Annotated in this window: 18 protein-coding genes and 1 riboswitch; of the genes, 8 read left to right on the forward strand and 10 right to left on the reverse strand. The window is 63.2% G+C overall.

Going from position 1 to position 19,296, the window contains the following annotated elements; translation table 11 throughout:
* Positions 1 to 2 precede the first annotated feature (2 nt).
* The 4 genes from VGE08_RS16075 to VGE08_RS16090 form a co-directional block, all read right to left on the reverse strand.
* Positions 3 to 608, reverse strand: a complete 606-nt coding sequence (locus tag VGE08_RS16075; protein ID WP_331068926.1) for a hypothetical protein — start codon at positions 606 to 608, stop codon at positions 3 to 5.
* 92 nt (positions 609 to 700) lie between these two features.
* Positions 701 to 1,246 carry a TlpA disulfide reductase family protein gene (locus VGE08_RS16080; RefSeq protein WP_331068927.1) on the reverse strand — a complete coding sequence of 182 codons (546 nt, stop codon included), beginning with the start codon at positions 1,244 to 1,246 and terminating at the stop codon, positions 701 to 703.
* A 69-nt stretch (positions 1,247 to 1,315) separates the two neighbouring features.
* Positions 1,316 to 1,401: riboswitch (cyclic di-GMP riboswitch) on the reverse strand.
* A gap of 347 nt (positions 1,402 to 1,748) precedes the next feature.
* Positions 1,749 to 1,973 (reverse strand): hypothetical protein, encoded by a 225-nt coding sequence (locus tag VGE08_RS16085; protein WP_331068928.1) that lies wholly within the window; start codon positions 1,971 to 1,973, stop codon positions 1,749 to 1,751.
* A 47-nt stretch (positions 1,974 to 2,020) separates the two neighbouring features.
* Positions 2,021 to 2,362: a hypothetical protein gene (locus tag VGE08_RS16090; protein ID WP_331068929.1), complete on the reverse strand. Its 342-nt coding sequence runs from the start codon at positions 2,360 to 2,362 to the stop codon at positions 2,021 to 2,023.
* A 401-nt stretch (positions 2,363 to 2,763) separates the two neighbouring features.
* On the opposite strand from VGE08_RS16090, the gene VGE08_RS16095 reads away from it, so the two are divergent.
* The 6 genes from VGE08_RS16095 to VGE08_RS16120 all read left to right on the forward strand — a co-directional run bounded on the left by VGE08_RS16095 (position 2,764) and on the right by VGE08_RS16120 (position 9,606).
* The gene (locus tag VGE08_RS16095; protein WP_331068930.1) at positions 2,764 to 3,339 is read left to right on the forward strand and encodes an ECF-type sigma factor; all 576 of its coding nucleotides are present in this window, start codon (positions 2,764 to 2,766) and stop codon (positions 3,337 to 3,339) included.
* Positions 3,336 to 6,107: a serine/threonine-protein kinase gene (locus tag VGE08_RS16100; protein ID WP_331068931.1), complete on the forward strand. Its 2,772-nt coding sequence runs from the start codon at positions 3,336 to 3,338 to the stop codon at positions 6,105 to 6,107. Before VGE08_RS16095 ends, VGE08_RS16100 begins: the two co-directional genes overlap by 4 nt.
* 96 nt (positions 6,108 to 6,203) lie before the next feature.
* Complete coding sequence (locus tag VGE08_RS16105) at positions 6,204 to 7,058, forward strand: lipid-binding SYLF domain-containing protein (RefSeq protein ID WP_331068932.1); 855 nt, start codon at positions 6,204 to 6,206, stop codon at positions 7,056 to 7,058.
* A gap of 215 nt (positions 7,059 to 7,273) precedes the next feature.
* On the forward strand, positions 7,274 to 7,741 hold the full coding sequence (gspG, locus tag VGE08_RS16110; protein WP_331068933.1) for a type II secretion system major pseudopilin GspG: 468 nt from the start codon (positions 7,274 to 7,276) through the stop codon (positions 7,739 to 7,741).
* Between the two features lie 71 nt (positions 7,742 to 7,812).
* Entirely contained in the window at positions 7,813 to 8,142 is a 330-nt protein-coding gene (locus tag VGE08_RS16115; RefSeq protein ID WP_331068934.1) for a thioredoxin family protein, read from the forward strand.
* Between the two features lie 21 nt (positions 8,143 to 8,163).
* Positions 8,164 to 9,606 carry a DHA2 family efflux MFS transporter permease subunit gene (locus tag VGE08_RS16120; protein WP_331068935.1) on the forward strand — a complete coding sequence of 481 codons (1,443 nt, stop codon included), beginning with the start codon at positions 8,164 to 8,166 and terminating at the stop codon, positions 9,604 to 9,606.
* 30 nt (positions 9,607 to 9,636) lie between these two features.
* Here the strand turns inward: VGE08_RS16120 and VGE08_RS16125 are convergent, their stop codons facing one another.
* Positions 9,637 to 11,070 (reverse strand): M20/M25/M40 family metallo-hydrolase, encoded by a 1,434-nt coding sequence (locus VGE08_RS16125; protein WP_331068936.1) that lies wholly within the window; start codon positions 11,068 to 11,070, stop codon positions 9,637 to 9,639.
* A gap of 143 nt (positions 11,071 to 11,213) precedes the next feature.
* Between VGE08_RS16125 and VGE08_RS16130 the strand changes: the two genes are divergently transcribed.
* Positions 11,214 to 12,260, forward strand: a complete 1,047-nt coding sequence (locus tag VGE08_RS16130) for an ATP-dependent DNA ligase (protein WP_414717502.1) — start codon at positions 11,214 to 11,216, stop codon at positions 12,258 to 12,260.
* Here the strand turns inward: VGE08_RS16130 and ligD are convergent.
* Together ligD and VGE08_RS16140 are read right to left on the reverse strand one after the other, a co-directional pair.
* On the reverse strand, positions 12,215 to 13,459 hold the full coding sequence (gene ligD, locus VGE08_RS16135; RefSeq protein WP_331068938.1) for a non-homologous end-joining DNA ligase: 1,245 nt from the start codon (positions 13,457 to 13,459) through the stop codon (positions 12,215 to 12,217). The two genes, VGE08_RS16130 and ligD, sit on opposite strands and share 46 nt — an antisense overlap.
* A 106-nt stretch (positions 13,460 to 13,565) precedes the next feature.
* A complete protein-coding gene (locus VGE08_RS16140; RefSeq protein ID WP_331068939.1) occupies positions 13,566 to 14,000 on the reverse strand; it encodes an EamA family transporter in 435 nt (144 codons plus the stop codon).
* Positions 14,001 to 14,194: 194 nt separating this feature from the next.
* Between VGE08_RS16140 and VGE08_RS16145 the strand changes: the two genes are divergently transcribed.
* On the forward strand, positions 14,195 to 14,662 hold the full coding sequence (locus VGE08_RS16145) for a DUF1203 domain-containing protein (RefSeq protein ID WP_331068940.1): 468 nt from the start codon (positions 14,195 to 14,197) through the stop codon (positions 14,660 to 14,662).
* Positions 14,663 to 14,825: 163 nt separating this feature from the next.
* On the opposite strand, the gene VGE08_RS16150 is transcribed toward VGE08_RS16145, so the two are convergent.
* The 3 genes from VGE08_RS16150 to VGE08_RS16160 form a co-directional block, all read right to left on the reverse strand.
* Positions 14,826 to 16,622: an ABC transporter ATP-binding protein gene (locus VGE08_RS16150; RefSeq protein ID WP_331068941.1), complete on the reverse strand. Its 1,797-nt coding sequence runs from the start codon at positions 16,620 to 16,622 to the stop codon at positions 14,826 to 14,828.
* Positions 16,623 to 16,926: 304 nt separating this feature from the next.
* Positions 16,927 to 17,508 (reverse strand): NnrU family protein, encoded by a 582-nt coding sequence (locus VGE08_RS16155; protein WP_331068942.1) that lies wholly within the window; start codon positions 17,506 to 17,508, stop codon positions 16,927 to 16,929.
* Positions 17,505 to 19,196 (reverse strand): thiamine pyrophosphate-binding protein, encoded by a 1,692-nt coding sequence (locus VGE08_RS16160; RefSeq protein ID WP_331068943.1) that lies wholly within the window; start codon positions 19,194 to 19,196, stop codon positions 17,505 to 17,507. The genes VGE08_RS16155 and VGE08_RS16160 overlap by 4 nt, the downstream gene beginning before the upstream one ends.
* Positions 19,197 to 19,296: the final 100 nt, after the last annotated feature.

Below are 19,296 nucleotides of genomic sequence, written 5' to 3' on the forward strand. Positions count from 1 at the left end.
GGTTATTCCCATTCCTTGACGATGAACTCGGGTTGCGCCTTCACGGCGCGATCGCTGATCTTCAATTCGACGTACTTGGCGCCCACGCCCTTCTCGAGCTTGATGCTCGCGCCGCGGCGATAGTCGCGCTGGTTCGGGCCCTGGCCGGTGAACAAAGCGATCAGCTCGTGCTCGCCCGCCTTGAGATTGCCGATGAACACGCGATGCACGCCGCCCTTGAGCAGCGCCTGCGCCTCGCGCTCGGTGTACAGATAGTTGGCCACTTCCTTGTTGTCGAGCTTCAAGGTGACCGAATCCAGCGCGAAAAACTCGCCCACGTCCATGGAAACGAACACCGCCACCTGGGTGTTGGCCGGGAACAGCAGTTCCTCTTCCAGCACGAACAGCTCGCGATTCAAATCCAGCACTTCCTTCTTCAGTGCCTGCACTTCCTCGTCCAGGCTCTTGAAGCTGTCGTCGGCAGCCGGTGCCGCGCTGTCGGCAAGCGGAGCGGTGGTCGCGACGCCAGCGTCCTGCGAGCTTGCCTCCTGGGCAACCGCCGGTCCCGCGCACAGCGCGAGCAGGGTCAGCAGTATGGCGATCGATTTGCAGAGGCTCTGGCGCAGCATGGTGTGTCCGAAAAACTTCCGTGGTTGCTCGTTGAATGAGACGAGTTCGATATGTATGGCGATGCGGATCCGTTGCAGCTACAGCGGCGCGCCTACTCGTTCAGTAGCTCGCGCAGCTTATCGGTGTAGCGTGCTTCGTAACCGAGCTTGTAGCCCTCGGATACGTAACGCACCACACCTTCGCGATCGACCAGCACCGTCAATGGCATGGTGCTCGCCTGATAGGCGCGGCTCACTTCTTTGCGAGCGTCGAACAGCACCGGATAACTGACCCGCAGCGTGGTTGCCATTTCGCGCGCCGCATCGAGATTGCTCTCTTCGTCGAGATTGACGCTGAACAGCACCAGGCCGGCACGGCGGTACTTGCCGTAAATCTCGTCCAGCAGCGGCATTTCCTGACGGCATGGCCCGCACCAGGTCGCCCAGAAATTGATCAGCACCACCTCGCCATAGTGCTCGGACAGCCTCATGTTGGCGCCATCCCAGGAACGCAGCGCGAAATCCGGGGCGGGCTGGCCGACCAGCGTGCTGGCCGGAACGCACACAGCCGGCCCAAGCAGCAGCACCGCCAGCAGAACGAGGCGCGGCAACCGTGCGGAAGCGCGGAGCGGCAAGCAAGCTTGTGAGGACTGTGACATCAATCTTTGTTCGTCGCCGGACGGCGATAGGCAGCCGATCGGCGCCTCCGCTGGAATTGAGAGGCCGGCGCTGGCAACCCCGCTGTCCTAGGAAAGTGTCCCGTAGACCGGTGGCTTTGCGTCCCCACCTTTCGGTGAGTTTGCCTTTGTTGAAGTGGCCAGACACGCGACATTCCCGGCGCATGGCATCGCCTCTGACAACGCCAGCTAGGGTGCTATACGCAGCGCAAATATGTCAACGAACGAAGTGTGAAGAGAGCGACGCAAATCCGCGACTGGCCTGTGATTTGGCGCACACTTCAAGGCTCTGTCGGCAGCCGCCGACAGCGACGCCGGCGCTTGTATCCGTACAGAGACGACTGACAGCTTCCGAAGCTCGCCAGCCTTACGGCGAGCTGCTCTTGCGGATGCGCCTCCCGAAACACCGGCCTACTGCGACCGGCGCAGCCGCGGATGCGGCCGGAGGGAGGGGCCCGGCCGCATCCGTTTCACGCGTTTGCTCTTAGATCGGAGCTTTCGGCGCCACGTAGTCGGTCGACGCGGCGGTGGCCTTCCACATCGCGATCATTTCCGGCGTCACGCTCGGCGCGGCCGGATCGTGGTCCGAGGGCAGCGTGATCTGCACCGTCTCGGTGGCCGCGCGCTCCTGGCCATAGAAAAACGTGCTGCCGACGGCGGTGCCGAGGCTCAACAACATGACGGAGCCAAGGGCGATACGCTTTTTCATGTCTGTCTCCACTGATTCGAGTTCAAATGTTCAGATTGATATGACGATCAGGCGAACACGGGGCGCTTGCCGCCGGAATCACCATCGACCATTGCGAGTACCGGACGCTTGCCGCCCGAGTCACCATCAACAATGTTAAATACGGGGCGCTTGCCACCGGAATCACCGTCGACCATCGCGAGCACCGGACGCTTGCCGCCCGAGTCACCGTCGACGATGTTGAAAACAGGACGCTTGCCGCCGGAATCGCCATCCGTCAGGGCCAGCACCGGGCGCTTGCCGCCCGAATCGCCGTCCGCCAGCTGCGCGCCCATGCGCGTATCAGCCTGAGCAGACGCCGCAAAAAGCACACTCGCCACCGCCATCGAGATTGCAAATACGTTACGCATGACCACAAACCCTCCCGGGAAAAGTGTTAAAAGTCCGAACCGGCATTGGTTCGATCACAGACTTAAGCGACGTGCGATTGTGATTCCCGTCACAAGGCCCTCTGGACAACGGCGAGAAAAAAGGAACAATCAGCGCAACGCTCACCGAACGAAGCGGGAGACCCCCGAATTCAATGGGTTGGGCGGGATTCAGGGATGACCGTAGGGCGGTTTTGGCGGGCGGCTCGCGGGACAGCCGAGGGCCCAAGTGAGAAACTGTCGCACTTGGACCGTAGACTAGAGCCGTCAGGAGTGCCCGGGCCGCTCCCGAGCGATGCAGCGGACAATCAGGCCCCGAATCGGAGACCCCGCAACTGAGCAACACAATCGCAGCGGCCATTCCACCGCCGGACCGGCAGGCAGTGACAAGGCTGTTGTCTGCGTGGCAGTCAGGGGACACTCGCGCCCTGGAACGACTGACGCCGCTCATATATGAAGAGCTGCGCAACCGCGCCCGCCGCTATATGAAACGCGAGCGGCCGGGCCACACTTTGCAGGCCACCGCCGTCGTCCACGAAGCCTTCGTCAAGCTCGTCGAGATGAATGTCTCGTGGCAGGACCGCGCTCATTTCTTTGCCGTGGCGGCGCGGCAGATGCGACGTATTCTGGTCGACCACGCCAAGACGCGGTTTCGCGAGAAGCGCGGCGGCACCACCACCGGTTCGCTGAACGATTTCGACGTGCTCGAGCTGGGTCCGGTCACCGCGGGCGACATCGACGTGCTGGAAATCGACGAGGCACTGCAGCGTCTTGCCGGGAACAATCCCCGCCTGGCGGAAATGGTGGAGCTGCACTATTTCGGCGGTCTCACCTATCAGGAATTGTCGGAGACGCTGAAGGTGTCGGAAGCCACGGTGGATCGTGAGATCCGCCTCGCCAAGGCGTGGATCCTGCGTCAGATCCGGCCACAACGGAATCGCGAACCCGAAGCCTCATGACCACCGGTCAACCAGGGAATGTGGTCGACGACCGCTGGGAACGGCTGCAGGATTTGTTTTCTCGCGCCGTCGAATTGCCCGAAGACGAACGCGAAGCTTTCATCACCCTCGAAACGGGCAGCGACGCCGAGCTGCGTAACGAACTGCTCGAACTGCTGGCCTGCGATGTGGGCCGCTCCACCGGCCCGCTGACTCACGCGCTCGGCGCGGCCATCGATGCCACCACACGCGACCGCCGCAAAGCGCTGGTCGGCCGCATCATCGGCAACTACAAACTGGCTTCGATTCTCGGCCACGGCGGCACCGGCACGGTCTACCTGGGCGAGCGCGCCGACCGGCAATATTCGGCGCAGGTGGCGGTAAAGATCGTCGATACCGCGCCCATTCATGGCGAGCTCGGCCTGCGGTTCCGCGCCGAACGGCAGATTCTAGCCAGCCTGAATCACGCCAACATCTCGCGGCTGCTGGATGCCGGCGAGACTCCGGACGGCCAGCCGTATCTGGTCATGGAATACGTGCACGGCGAGCCGGTGGATCGTTACTGCGACCGGCACCAGCTGGATCTGACCGCACGCCTGACACTGTTCCTGGAAATCTGTAACGCGGTTCAGTACGCGCACCAGAACCTGATCGTGCATCGCGACCTGAAGCCGGCCAACATCCTGGTCACGGCCGAAGGCTCGCCCAAACTGCTGGATTTCGGCATCGCCAAGCTGCTCGACACGGGCGACAAGGCGGCGATGCTGGCGCTGACGCGCATGAACGACCGGCTACTCACGCCGGAATACGCCAGCCCCGAACAGATCCTCGGCCGCCCGGTCACCACCGCCAGCGACGTCTATGCGCTCGGCGTGGTTTTGTATGAACTGCTGACCGGCCTGCGGCCCTACACCGTGCCGTCCTCGGCCAGCCAGCTGGAGCTGGAACGTTCCATTTGTATCAGCGATCCGCAGCGCCCCAGCACCGCCGTGAAAAAGGCGATGGAAGCGCAGCCGCGCGAGGGCGAGTCGCCCATCGCCGCGATTGGCCTCGCCCGCAGTATTCAAGTCGATCGCCTGCAGAAACGTTTGCTCGGCGATATCGATTCCATCGTCATGCGCGCGCTGCGCAAGGAACCGCACCATCGTTACGGATCGGTCGAACAGCTCGCCGCAGACGTGCGGCGTTATCTGTCGCGCGAACCGGTCGTTGCCCGCCAGGGCAACTGGCTGTACTACTCGCAACGTTTCGTGCGCCGCCATGCATTCGGCGTCTCCGCCGGAGCGTTCTTCATGCTGGTCATCATCGCGTTCGCGATCGCCATGTCGATCCAGACGCAGCGCATCGCCGCCGAGCGCGACAAGGCCGCCAGCGAGAGCAAATCGGCCCAGGCCGTTTCCGAATTCATGCTGGACGTATTCTCCGCCGCCGAGCCGTTCAACGCCCAAGGCAAGGAGATCACGGCCCGCCAGCTGCTCGAACAGTCGGGCTTGCAGGTGCGTGCGGACAAGGGCATGCGCCCCGAAGTGCGAGCGCGCCTGCTGGCATCCATCGGGCGCGCGTTCCGTCGCAGCGGCGATACGGAACGTTCGCTGAGTTACCTCGAGGACGCGGTCCATCTTCGCCGGCAGATGCCGGATGGCGGCGGCTTGCCCGCTGCCGAAGATATGTCCGAGCTCGCCGTGACATTACGAACTCTCGGCGACATGGAAGGCTCGGCGCGCATCATCCAGGAAGCGATGAAGCTGTGCGAACGCATCGGCGGACAACGCACGCCTACGTACGCCACCTTGCTCACAAACCGCGGCCGCGTCGAATTCCACACCGGCGATGTGACTCGCTCGCGCCGGTCGTTCGAACAGGCGCTGGCGCTGAATCGCCAGGTGCGCGGACCGAACGATCAGGAAGTGGCGGTCGTGCTGCTCGACCTGTCGCTGGTGTTCATGTGGATGGATGACATTCCTTCGGTGGAGCGGGTGACGCGCCAGGCCGTGGATATCTTCCGGATCACCGCGCCCGACCTGCATCCCGATCGCGTGCTGGCCGAGACCCGGCTGGGCGAAGCGCTGCTGATGCAGAACCACATCAATGAAGCGGGCGAGATGTTCGAAAGCACGCTCGACAAGCAACGCATCCTGTTCGGCGACAACAGTCGGCAGGTCGCCGAAGTGCTCGACTCGCTGGCGCAGATTCGCCGCGCGCAGGGCCAGATGGCGGAGGCGGAGCAGTTCGCGGCCGAATCGCTGGACTCGGCCGTCAACGCGATGGGTGCCGAACACGCGTATACGCCCTACTTCCGCACCGCCTATGCCGCCGTGTTGATGCGCCGTGGTAAATACGCCGAAGCCGAACGAGAGCTGCGCCATTCGCTGGAAACGCTCGGCAAGACCCGTCCTGCCGATCATCAATATGTATGCTCGGCGGAACATCTATTGGGCGAAGTGCTACTCGAGACCGGCCGGCTCACCGACGCCGAAGCCATGCTGACGGCCGCCATGAATCGCTGGAAGCGCACCGATGCGCCCGCCTGGCGAGTGGCCCGCTCCGCCAGCGCGCTCGGCGAAGTGTTCTTCAAGCAAGGACGCATGCGCGAGGCGGAAACGTATCTCACGCGCTCGTACACGGAGCTGGCGACCGACGACAGCGCCGATCGCGACGTGCGCATCAAAGCTCGCCAGCGGGTCGAGCAGTTCTATCTCGCCAGTGGCCAGCGCGACAAACTCAATGAGCTGATGCTGGCCACCAGCGGCACCTCGCCCCAGAACGCCCCGCGCTCCCGCGTCAATTGATTTCCGCCAATCGGCCGAAACCTGCGCGTTCGGCCTGAACTGTCCGCATCTGCTACAGTCTCAGTGCAAGATTCACTTGTAGGAGTGACGGCCACGATGCTCACACGATCCAACCCGTTCGCGACCCGGCTCGCGGTGCTACTGCTTTCCTGCACGCTCGCTGGCATGGCCGGCACAGCCGTCGCGGGCGAGCGCCAGGATGCGCGCCTGCTCACCTCCACGAAGGTGCTGAGCGAACTGATGCGCATGCCCGAGCAGAATATTCCTACCTGGTTGCTGGAGCGCGCTTACGCGGTCGCGGTCATCCCCTCGGTGATCAAGGTGGGCCTGGGCATCGGCGGCCGGCGCGGCAAGGGCGTGCTGGTGGTGCGCAAGGACACCGGCCAGTGGAGCAATCCGATTTTCGTGAACCTGACCGGCGGCAGCTTCGGCTTCCAGGTCGGCGTGCAGTCCACCGACGTCGTGCTCGTTTTCACGTCAAAGCAAAGCATCGAAGGTATCGTCGGCGGCAAAGTGACGCTTGGCGCAGACGCCTCGGTGGCAGCCGGCCCGGTCGGCCGGCAGAGCTCCGCCGCCACCGACATCGGTCTCACCGCGCAGGTGTATTCGTATTCTCGCGCCAGCGGCCTGTTCGCCGGCGTGGCGCTGGATGGCTCGGCCATCACCATCGACAACGCCTCGAACGAGGCGTTCTATAACAAGCCCGGCATTCTCGCCAGCGAGATCATTCGCGCCGACGCGCCGGCCGCGCCGGCCCCGGCCGACCAATTCATCGCCGCGGTTCAGGCCTCGGCGACTGGCGGAACGCCCGCCGCTCCCGCCGGCAGCGCGCAGCCTCCGGCGGACGCCGAGCCCCCGCCGCCCACTTCCACGGCCAGCAGTTCGGCGGGTGGCGGCGTGCAAACCTATCCCATGGAAGATCCGAATCCGGGCGAGGAACCCCCGCAATAATGCCGCGACCGTCCGCCGGCCCGGGGCAAACCCTGAATTGAATCTGCGGCCGCGAAGCCCAGCGAACTCGCGGCCGGGTTATCGATCAAACCCGCCTCGAGAGCGCAGTCCCCGCAGGTCCGCGGTTTGCGACTTCCCGGGGGCCGGATATGATCCGCGCGGTTCGATACGGATGTCGGCATCAACCTGCCCGTTACAGGCGCAATGAGAGTGCAATGAAATCGATTCAACATTTTCCGGCGGCTCGCGTGCACACCACGGCGCGCGGCTTCACCCTGATCGAAATCATGGTCGTGGTGGTGATCCTAGGCATCCTGGCCGCAATCGTGGCGCCGAATGTCATGCGCCGTATCGACGACGCGCAGCTGACCAAGGTATCCAGCGACATTCGCACCATCGAGACGGCGCTGAACCTCTATCGCATGGACAACTTCCGCTACCCGACCACCGAACAGGGTCTCAAGGCCCTTTACGAAAAGCCCAACGATTCCAGCGTGCGCAACTGGAAGCAGGGCGGCTATCTCGACCCCAGCGCCCGCAAGGACCCGTGGGGTAACGACTACCGCTACGTCTATCCGGGCAGCCACGGCAAGGAATTCGACCTCTTCACCTACGGCGCCGACAACCAGGAAGGCGGCGAAGGGCTGGATGCCGACATCGGCAACTGGACGCAGGAGAAGTAACGCCTGGCGCCGGCCGCGGACAAGAAGCGAGCTCCGGCAGAAGCCGCGCAAACAGCAGTAGAATCGGGCGCATGAGCGCCTATTCCGAGAGCGCGCCGACGCGCGCCGAAGCCGATGCCCTGCCGGGCCCGACCATCATCGAGTTCGGTACCAACTGGTGCGGCTTCTGTGCAGCCGCCCAGCCGCACATCACACAGGCCCTGCAGGAAGTCCGGGCCAGGCATCCCGACCTGCGCCACCTCAAGATCGAAGACGGCCCCGGCCGGCCGCTCGGCCGCTCGTTCAAGGTCAAGTTGTGGCCGACGCTGATCTTCATGAAGGACGGCACCGAGGTCGCGCGCGTGGTCCGCCCCGACTCGCCGCAACCCGTCAGTGACGCGGCAGAACAGATCTTCTCCTGAAACAACGCGCACGAGGCGCAAGTGAGCCGGGGTCCCTCCGCCACCGTTCAGCGCTACCTGCCTTGGCTGGTCGGCATCGTGCTGTTCATGGAAACGCTCGATTCGACCATCGTGAACACCGCCGTGCCGTCCATGGCGGTCAATCTCGAAGTCACCCCCCTGAGCCTCAAGGCCATCGTTGCCAGCTACATCCTGGCACTCGCCCTCGGCATCCCGGTGAGCGGCTGGCTGGCCGACCGCTTCGGCACCCGCAAGGTATTCACGGTGGCAGTGGCCCTTTTCACCGTGGCCTCGGTGATGTGCGGCCTTGCTTTGAATGCCTCCATGCTGATCGTCGCGCGCGTTCTGCAAGGAGCGGGCGCGGCCATGATGACGCCCGTTGGACGACTTGCCATCGTGCGCACGTTCCCGCGATCGGAACTGCTGTCCAAGATGAACTTCGTGATCATCCCGGCGCTCATCGGGCCGCTGCTGGGGCCGACCGTGGGCGGCTTGATCGTGCATTGGTGGTCGTGGCGCGAGATCTTTTTCGTCAACGTGCCGGTCGGGCTCGCCGCGCTGTGGATGATGCGCCATTGCATGCCGGACTATCGCAGCGACTCGCCGCGCAGTCTGGATGTCATCGGCCTGATCTTGTTCTGCTCCGGCTCGGCGCTGTTGTCATGGCTGCTCGAAGTGTTTGGCGAGCATCGGTTCGACGCGGTTGCGACCACGCTCCTTTTGTTGATTTCACTCGCGCTGCTCGGTGCCTACGCGCTGCACGCGTTCCGGACGGAACATCCGCTGCTGAACCTGCGGTTGTTCAAGGTGCGCACGTTTCGCGTTTCTGTCGGCGGCGGGCTGGTGACGCGCTTGGGGATCAGCGGCCTGCCCTTCCTGCTGCCGCTGTTCTATCAGCTCGGGTTGGGCATGCCGGCCTGGCAGTCGGGCCTGATGATGATGCCCGCCGCGCTGGCGGCCATGTTTGTGAAAGCGGCGGCACCGCATCTGCTGCGGCGTTTCGGCTATCGACGCGTACTCATCACCAACACGGTGCTGATGGGCGTGACCATCGGGCTGTTCTCGTTCGTGGATCAGAGCACGCCGCTGGCGGCGATCGTGGCGCTGAGCTTCCTGGTGGGCTCGGGCAACTCGGTGCAGTTCTCCAGCATGAATTCGCTGGCGTTCGCCGACGTGGACGATAGCAACTCGAGCATGGCCAATACCATCGCCAGCTCCATGCAGCAGCTGTCGATGGGCTTCGGCCTGGCTTGCGGCTCTCTGCTGGCGGGCTGGTATCTGGGCAATCTGCCGCAGACCGATCAAGTCGCCGTGATCGGCGCGCTACACCCGGCATTCATCACGTTGGGCGTGGCGACCATGCTGTCGTCGCTCACGTACTGGACGTTGCGTCCGGGCGATGGTCACGCACTGACCGGCAAACCTCAAACGCCGGTCGCGGCTCGAGAGTCCGTCGCCAACTAGTCTCCGTTGGCGACGGACCACTGTTTCATCTTATCGCGCGAGCGATCTCAGCAGACTATCCCAGTGCGCCAGCGCGCCATCGATGGCCGATACCGGCACACGCTCGTTGAGCCCATGCGAGAACTCGTCCGAGTCCTTCATGAACAGGCCCGAGACACCGTAGCTCGGCACGCCAACCGCGCGGAAATACATGCTGTCCGTGGCGCCGGCCGACATGGACGGCACAATCGACAATCCTGGGAAACGCGCGTGCACGGCCTTGGTCACCGCGTTCAAAACATCCTTGCGCAAGGGCGACGCGTCGCTTTCGATCGCGCCCGAGCCGTGCAGTGTCACGACGACCTCCGGATCCGCCGCGACTTCGGCGAGCGTCTTGCGCACGTCCTCGACCTTTACGCCCGGAAAGATACGGCAATTGATATTGGCGACAGCCTTCTGAGGCAGCGCATTGGGCGCGTGCCCCCCTTCGACCTGCGTGGCAATGCAAGTGGTGCGCAGCTGACCCAGGTAATTCGGATCGGCCGATAGCGCCGCGATGGCCTGCGGGTCCTCGGGGTTGGCCAGGTAGCTCTTGATGGCGGCGGCCGCCGGCCCCGACAACTTCGGCAAGCTCTCCCGGAAATACGCGAGCGTCAACTCGTTGTGCATGGCTGGAAACTGATACTGGCCAATGCGATCCAGTGCGCGCGCCAGCTGATTGATGGCGTTCGGCTGCGTGGGACGACTGGAATGGCCGCCAGGATTGGTGACAGTGAGCTTGAAGTCGGCATAGGTCTTTTCGCCGGCCTGCAAGCCGTACACAACCGGCTGCCCCTCTTCGGAAAGCAGGCCGCCACCGGCATCGCCGTTCAATACCAGCTCGGCATGTTTGAACTGCTCGGCCAGCTTGCTAGTGCTCACCATCTGCGTTTCCTCGTCGCCCGACAGTGCGAGGATCACGTCGCGCTTCGGCTTCCAGCCTGAGCGCTTCAGCTTGGCCAGGGTCGCCGTGATCATGGAAATTTCGAACTTGTTGTCGACCGAGCCACGGCCGAAGACGTAGCCGTTCTCGATCACCGGCGTGAACGGATCGCGCGTCCAGTCCTCACGCCTGGCTTCGACGACGTCCATGTGACCGACGACCAGCAGCGGCTTCTTCTTGCTGTCGGTCCCGCGATAGTGCGCGACCAGCGTGGCCGTATCCGCCACCGACTCGATCACGACGTCGCCGGGCGCGAAGCCCGCGTCCACCAGCACACTCTTGAGATATTCCGCATAGGCCGGCACCTGGCCGGCGCCTTCCACGGTTCGATAACTGATCGACTTCTGCAGGATGCCCAGTGCCTGGTCGTGCAGCGCCGGATCGCCCCTGGTCGACCCCACCGCCACCGAAGCCGCAAGGACACCGGCCACTGCGAAACCGATCAGTGCCGACACCTGGTGCAAGCGCTTCGAACCGAGTTTGATCTGCGAGCGGAACTTCACTGAACACCTCATGCAATGCCGCCATGGCCATGGCGGGTCGCATTGTCGCACGGCGGGCTGGAATCGACACGAGCCGGGAACTCCGGGCGGCGGCCGAGGGTACCTGAGAAGTGACTACCGCGCTATCGCCACCGATCCAGCCCATGTTGGCCAAGCTCGCCGACGAGCTGCCGACGGGGGCTTTCCTGTACGAACCGAAGTGGGACGGGTTTCGGGCCATCGTGTTTCGCGACAAAAATGACGTGTACCTCCAGAGCCGCGACTGCCGTCCGCTCGATCGCTACTTTCCGGAGCTGCACGACGTGCTGCTCGAGCGCTTGCCACGCAACTGCGTCGTGGACGGGGAGATCGTGATTGCAGCGGCAGGCGGGCTCGACTTCGATGCACTTCAATTGCGCTTGCATCCAGCGGCTTCGCGAGTACAGAAGCTCGCGAAAGAAACACCGTCTTCGTTTATCGCTTTCGACCTGCTCGCGTCGGCTGGACGTAGTCTCATGGATGAAGAGCAAACAGTACGGCGCGCAGCGCTCGAAAAGCTGCTCGCCGATGTCGAACCACCCGTGCATGTAACACCGGTCACACGCGACCGAGAGATTGCTCTCGACTGGCTCACGCGTTTCGAAGGGGCCGGTCTGGACGGCGTGATCGCAAAACCGGAGTCGGGGGCGTACCAGCCCGGCAAGCGCGCAATGATCAAGGTGAAGCATGTGCGCACCGCTGAATGTGTAGTGGCCGGATTTCGCTGGTACAAAACTGGCAAAGACGTCGTCGGCTCGCTGCTGCTCGGGCTGTACGACGACAGCGGCGTGCTCCAACACGTCGGCGTTACCTCGTCATTTACGATGGCGATGCGCAAGCGTCTGGCCGAAGAGCTCGCGCCGCTTCGCAAGAACGCAATGAAAGATCACCCGTGGCGCGAGTGGGCGGGTGCCGGCGCCGAATCCAGCCGCATGCCCGGCGCGCAAAGTCGCTGGAGCAGCGGCAAGGACCTGTCATGGGAGCCGCTCAGGATCGAGCGCGTCTGCGAGGTGAAGTACGATCACATGCAAGGCGATCGCTTCCGGCACGCCGCAATCTTTCTGCGATGGCGGCCCGACAAACTGCCGCAGGACTGCCGTTACGATCAACTCGAAGTCACCGCACCCTATGAGTTGGAGCGAATCTTCTCGTCCGGATCGAGCGGCTCTTGAGGTGGCCGCAACGCTTCTGGCACGCGTTGCAGATTGATGCGGATGCGAGTCCAGGTGCTGTAGCGGCCACGCATTGCATCGACCAGTATGTCGGCGGGTTGCAGATGGGCGGCCGCCTCCGGATGACGTGCTTTCCAGCGCTCCACACCGGCCAAGGCATCCTCTTTGTGGCGCGCCCGACCGATCTCGATCAGAGGGAATTTGGATTTGCGCTTGGAGGGTTGTACGCGTGGCGGCTCGGATGCCTGCTTACGATAATGCGGCGGCCACGGCGCAACGCCCAATCCCTGGCGCTCGAACAGCTCGAGCAATCCTTCGATCGAGCCGGCGTGCTCATCGATGCCTCGATGCAGGTCGCCCAGCTTTTCGAAACGCGCCGGCATCGAAACCAAAGTGAAATCCGCTGGATCGCAATCCTCGACCTCGTCCCAGGAAAGCGGCGCAGACACGCGGGCGTCGGGCTTGGGCCGCACGGAGTATGCGGCGGCGACGGTCCGATCCTTCGAGTTCTGGTTGTAGTCCACAAACACGCCCTGTCGCTCTTCTTTCCACCACTTGCTCGTTGCAAGATTCGGCCCGCGCTGCTCGACTTCACGTGCTAACGCGAGAGCTGCGAGGCGCACTTCATCGAAGCTCCAACGCGGTTGGATGCGCACGCATATGTGCATGCCACGCGAGCCGGACGTCTTCGGCCAGCCGACCAGCTTGAAGTCATCGAGTACGGATCGAGCGACCATGGCCACTTCCTGGACTTGCCGCCACGTTACGCCGGGCACAGGATCGAGGTCGACACGCAGTTCGTCAGGATGATCCAGGTCTTCGGCTCGCACCGGATGCGGATGCAACTCCAGACAAGCAAGATTCGCGAGCCATGCGAGCGCCGCCGCGTCGCGCGGCACGACTTCTTCCGCGGCACGCCCCGACGGGAAGCGTAGCTCGACCACTTCGATCCACGGCGGCCGGCTGGTCGGCGCGCGCTTCTGATAGAAATGTTCGCCCTGGATGCCGTCGGGATAGCGCACCAACATATTCGGCCGGCCACCTGCGCCCCGTAGCGCCCCTTCGCTCACCGCTATGTAGTAATGAACCAGGTCGAGCTTGGTGAGCTTCGGCTCCGGGAACAGCACTTTGCCCGGATTCGAGATCGTGACCTCGTGCCCGGCGACACCAAGAACCTCGGACGCGCTCTTCTTGGCCATGACATCAGCTGACCGGATGCATTGCTCCTGCTGCGATACAGACGCAACGAAGGCGCCGGCGCGCGGTTCCCTGAACCGGGTCTATCAGGCGGGTTCTAGTGCCCGGCTAGCCCGTGAGCGCCAATGCCACAACGCCGCTGACGATCAGCACTGCTCCAGTCAAGCGCAGCGGTGTCACCCGCTCCTTGAGCAGACGAAGGCCAAAGTAGGTGCCGATCAGCGTCGCCAGCTCACGCATCGGTGCAACGTGCCCAATGGGCGCATGTTTCATCGCGTACAGCACGAGGATATAACCGAGAGGGCCCAGCACTGAGACGATCAGGATGGGCGTTCGATACGTTCTGACTTCGTCCATCAAGGCGGGACGATCCTGCAACGCCATCGGGGCGAGCACGCCCAGCCGCAATAAGTTTCCTGTGAAGTCGATCAGGAACGGCGAGAGCATCAATGTCTTCACCGCCCAGCCGTCATTGATCGTATAGCCGGCGATGAACACCCCGGTCAGCATTCCCAGCGCGATGCCCGCCGCGGCGCCTACCACACAAAGTGACGCGACCCCGCGGCACGTTTGGCAGCCAGGTTCCAGGTGGCGTGAGTCAACGCCACCAACAGGACGGCCGCGATCGCGAGAGGATGCATGCGTGGCGGGATTCTACGTGTTCTCAGGCAAGAATCGGAGTTCGCGACGTTGATTGCCGCGGCACTCTGCGCTCACTCGATAGCAGGTGAGCCCCCATGCACTTCCAGATCTCCGGCCTTCCCTTGAGCCACTTCGCCCCGCTGTTCTCCCTCTCCGACGAGGAACTCGCACAGCACGACGCGCTACGCGTCGTCGCCAACAGCTGCCCCGGCTTTCCTTGCCGAGTCAGCTTGCAAGATGCCGAGGTGGGCGAGCGACTGCTCCTGCTCAACTACGAACACCTGGCCCTCGCCACGCCCTACCGCTCACGCCACGCCATCTTCGTCCGCGAATCCGCCACCGAAGCCCACCTATCCACCGACGAAGTTCCCGAACAGCTACGCATCCGCCTGCTCTCCGTCCGTGCCTTCGACACCCGAGGCATGATGGAAGGCGCCGAAGTCGCTCCCGGCACCGCCCTCGAACGCGTAATCGAGCAGCTCTTCTCGAATCCAAACGTGAGCTATCTACACATCCACAATGCCAAGCCAGGCTGTTACGCCGCGCGTGTGGATAGAACGTAGCCTCCATCCACACCGGACGCGACCGATCCTCTCATCTACGTTACTAGTCCGCCGCGCGTTTGACTCCCAACACCTACCCTCGGCAGCGCTTGGGGGAGGACACCCCTCCCCCAAGCGCTGCAAGCCACCGCGCTGTTCTTCTCCAACAAACTAGCAAGGCGCATTAAGCGACCTGAGCACCACCACCAACCACCCCACCCGACTGCCGATCGAACAACCTCCGATAGTGCCCATGCGGCCTCCGCAACAGCACCTCGTGGCTGCCCTCCTCGACGATGCGGCCGTGCTCGAACACCAGGATGCGATCCATCGCTTGCACAGTCGACAAACGATGGGCGATCACGATGGACGTGCGGCCCGCCATCAGGCGATCCATGGCCTGCTGAATCAGCGCCTCCGATTCCGAATCGAGACTCGAAGTCGCCTCGTCCAAGATCAGGATCGGAGCATCAGCCAGGAACGCCCGCGCCAACGCAACACGCTGCCGCTCGCCGCCCGACAGTTTCACACCTCGCTCACCGACCAGCGTCTGATACCCACGCGGCAACCGCACGATGAAGTCGTGAGCATTCGCCAGCCGGGCCGCCCGCTCGATCTCCTGCATCGTGGCATCCGTCCTCGCATAAGAAATATTCTCCGCAAAGCTACGATGAAACAGGATGGGCTCCTGCTGCACGATCGCAATCTGCGATCGCAACGACTCCTGCGTGGCATGCGCCACGTCCTGACCGTCGATCAGCACGCGCCCCTCGGTCACGTCATACAACCGCTGGATCAACTTCACGAACGTGGTCTTGCCCGAGCCGGAGTGACCCACCAACCCGATGCGCTCGCCCGGCGCAATGCGCACGTTCAAGTTGCGATATAACGGCGTGTGCTGACCGGCATAGCAAAACGTCACATGGTCGTAACGAACTTCGCCCGCCTCGATGTGCAGTGGCCGCGCGCCAGGCGCATCCGCCACGCCCATGGGCTCCGCGTGCATCTCTACCATCTCTTCCATTTCGTTCACGGCACGCTGCAGGTGATGCACGTGCTGGCCGATGTCACGCAAGTATCCGTGCACGACGAAATACGTCGTCAGCACATAGGTAATCTCGCCCGGCGTCGCACGCCCCTGCCACCACAACCACAAAGCAGTCCCCGTAACCGCCGACCGAACCAGCCACAGCAACGCCAGCTGCCCCGTGCCACTCCACGTGTGCAGCATCCAAGTACGATGAGTACGCCGCGACCATTTGTCGACGACCCGCGCCAGCCGCGCATCTTCACGCGCTTCCGCGCCGAAGGATTTCACGACCGCGTTGGCGCCGAGCGCATCCGCCAGCACACCACCCACCTTCGTATCCTGCGCGTTGGACAAACGTGAAGCGGGCGCGATGATGCGTGTCGCCAGCATTACCGTCATCACCACGTAAGCGATCGAGCCGAGCGCCATCACCAGCCCCATGACCGGCCAACGATGGCCCAGCAGCAACACCGTTCCAATCAACACCACCAGCGACGGCAACAGCGCGAGCAGCAGCACGTCGTTGATCATGTCGAGCGCCCACATGCCGCGCGTAATCTTGCGCACGATGGAGCCGGAGAAACTGTTGTTGTGCCAGTCGGTCGAGAACCGCTGCACGCGATGAAACGCACTCTGCGCCACCTTGCGCATGATGCTGAGCGTGAGCGGCACGATGCCCCACCATGCGAGATGGCGCAGAAACACCATCGACAAGCCCAGGCCCATCATGACGAGAAAAGAATGAAACGCGACATCCACCGCGCCGCGCCCTTCTGCGAGAGCATCGACGAGCCGGCCGGCGTACACGGGGACGAACACTTCGGTGAGCGTCGCCAGCACCATCCCGACGGCGACAGCAATTACCAGGCCTTTGCGAGCAGCCCAGTGCCGGAGCGTAAAGAACAGGACATTACGGAGGGCCTGCGAGCCCTCGACGCGAGATTTGATCATGATGAGCGAGCGCGTTACCGCGCTATCCTTGCGAAAACGTTTGAACCTTGGAGACGGCGCGCCACCGTGAGTGGGGCCGCGGCGCAGTCGGATGTACCGGTTTTACCGGGGACGCACCGGGAGGTGCATGCTGGATGTTTTCATCGGCGCCCTCCTTTGTCTTCGCTTGGAGATCAATGACGGGAAGTGTATTGAATCATTGTTGGCGGCCGACTGGCAAGCCCGCCGCGACAATTCAGCGCGCCATGCCTCGCTTCGTTTGCAACGATTGCATGACGAACCAAACAAACCTGCGCAGAGTCACTTACATCGGCGGCATTGGTGACACACCAATCCACCGCACGTGCAGCCACAGCGCGAAAATCACATACAGCGCCAGACCGCCGACCACCGCAATGAGATCGTTGTATTTCATCGGCGGCGGTCCCGGCACCGGCCGGACCACAGGCCGGCGTTTGACGGAAATCCGGTCCGCCACAGCCCAGATCAAGAATCCGCCGAACAACAGCAGGTCGGCGAGCATGCCGTTGGCGAGCAGATGCGCGAAGGCCCACAGCTTGATCGAAACGAGCATGGGATGCTTCACGGCCGCCTTGATCCTGCCGGGCAAGTAAGCCGCCAGCAGCAACGGAAACACCGGCAGCATCAACAGCGACGTGAGATGTCGCGTCCATACCGGCGGCGCATACACCAAAATTGGATCTTGGCGTGCGACGCCATATCCCCACACGAGCAGCACGAATCCCGCGATCGACAGCAGCGAGTACACACCCTTGTACGCGCCCTCGCCCATGCGTGCGACAGCCGCGCTCCGAAACTTCGGAGAGAAAATCTCTACGGAGTGCACGCCAAGGAAGATCGCCAGTCCGAGAATCAGATAGATCATCGCGACTCCTGCTTCTGCGAAGCTTTACGGATCGACTGCAGCGTGGCGTTCGGCGTAATGGCTTCCGGATCGATGCGGATCTCGATCAACGCGGGCCGGCCCGCCGCCTTTGCCCGTTCGAATGCCGGCGCGAACTGCTCAGTCGTCTCGACCAATTCGCCATGCGCGCCGAACGCCTTGGCCAGCGCGGCGAAATCGGGATTGACCAGGGACGTGCCATGGACACGCGCCGGATACTCGCGCTCCTGGTGCATGCGAATCGTGCCATACATATTGTTGTTGACCACGATGATGATCACGTTCAGGCCATACTGCACGGCAGTCGCAAGCTCCTGCCCGGTCATGAGGTAGCAACCATCGCCGGCAAACGAAACAACGGCCCGCTCGGGATACAAAGCCTTCGCTGCGATACCTGCCGGCACGCCATAGCCCATCGCGCCCGACGTGGGCGCAAGTTGCGTACGAAAGCCGCGATAGCGATGGAATCGATGCACCCAGGTCGTGTAGTTGCCCGCGCCGTTGGTCACGATGGCGTCCGGAGGCAACACTCGATCCAGATGCTGGATCACGTCCCACATCTGCACCGCGCCCGGAATCTGTTGGCGCTCCTGCCAGGCGCGATAGTCGGCGTTCGCCGCCTGCATGTGCGCCTTGGCCTCGTCGCGAGCCACTTTGGGTAACGCCGCCAGCGCCGCCATCACCGACGGCATGGTGGCATTGATCATGAGATCTGCGTGATAGAAACGTCCCAGCTCTTCTGCGTCGGGATAGATGTGCACGAGGCGCTGCTCGGGCACCGGCCCGGCAATCAACCCATAGCCACTGGTAGTGATCTCGCCCAGACGCGCGCCCAGCACGATCAGCAGGTCCGACGCCTTGATCCGTTCCGCGAGCTTGGGGTTGATGCCGATGCCGACATCGCCCGCGTAGTTGGGATGCGCGTTGTCGAACAGGTCCTGTGAACGGAACTCGCACCCGACCGGAATCTGCTGGGTCTCGGCGAAACGTTGCAAGCGAGCGCAGGCCGTTTCGTCCCAGCCGCTGCCGCCCACCAGCAGGAACGGGCGGCGCGCTTCGCGCAGCATTTGCGACAATTGGTCGAGCGCTTCTGCAGACGGCGCGGACTCGATCCTTTGCCAGGGCCGGGCATCCTGCACTTCGGCCGTTCCTGACAGCACGTCTTCGGGCAGCGCCAGCACCACCGGCCCCATGCGGCCACTGGTGGCGACCTGATAGGCACGCGCCATGAACTCGGGAATGCGATCGGTGCGGTCGATCTGCGCCACCCACTTCGACATGGGGCCGAACATGCGGCGGTAGTCGATCTCCTGGAACGCTTCACGCTCCATGAAATCCGTGCCGACCTGGCCGATCAGCAGGATCATCGGCGTGGAATCCTGAAACGCCGTGTGTATACCGATCGAGGCATTGGTGGCGCCCGGACCGCGCGTCACCAGGCAAATGCCCGGCTTGCCCGTCAACTTGCCGTACGCCTCGGCCATGTTGGCCGCGCCATTCTCGTGACGGCACGAGATCAGCCGGATGCGGTCGCGGACTGTATACAATGCATCGAGCACCGGCAGGTAGCTTTCGCCGGGGACGCAAAAAGCCAGCTCGGCTCCGTGGGTCAGCAGCTGGTCGACGATGAGTTGGCCGCCGGTACGAGCGGATCTTGCAGAATGGGACATCGGGCGCTACCTCTGGCCGCCGCCGGTCGGTGATCGAGTGCGGCGGCTTGCTAATGAGAAAAGCGCAATTTTAGCGCGCGAGGCCCGTCGTTCGCATAGC

This window comes from Steroidobacter sp., assembly GCF_036406195.1.
Taxonomy (GTDB): Bacteria; Pseudomonadota; Gammaproteobacteria; order Steroidobacterales; family Steroidobacteraceae; genus Steroidobacter.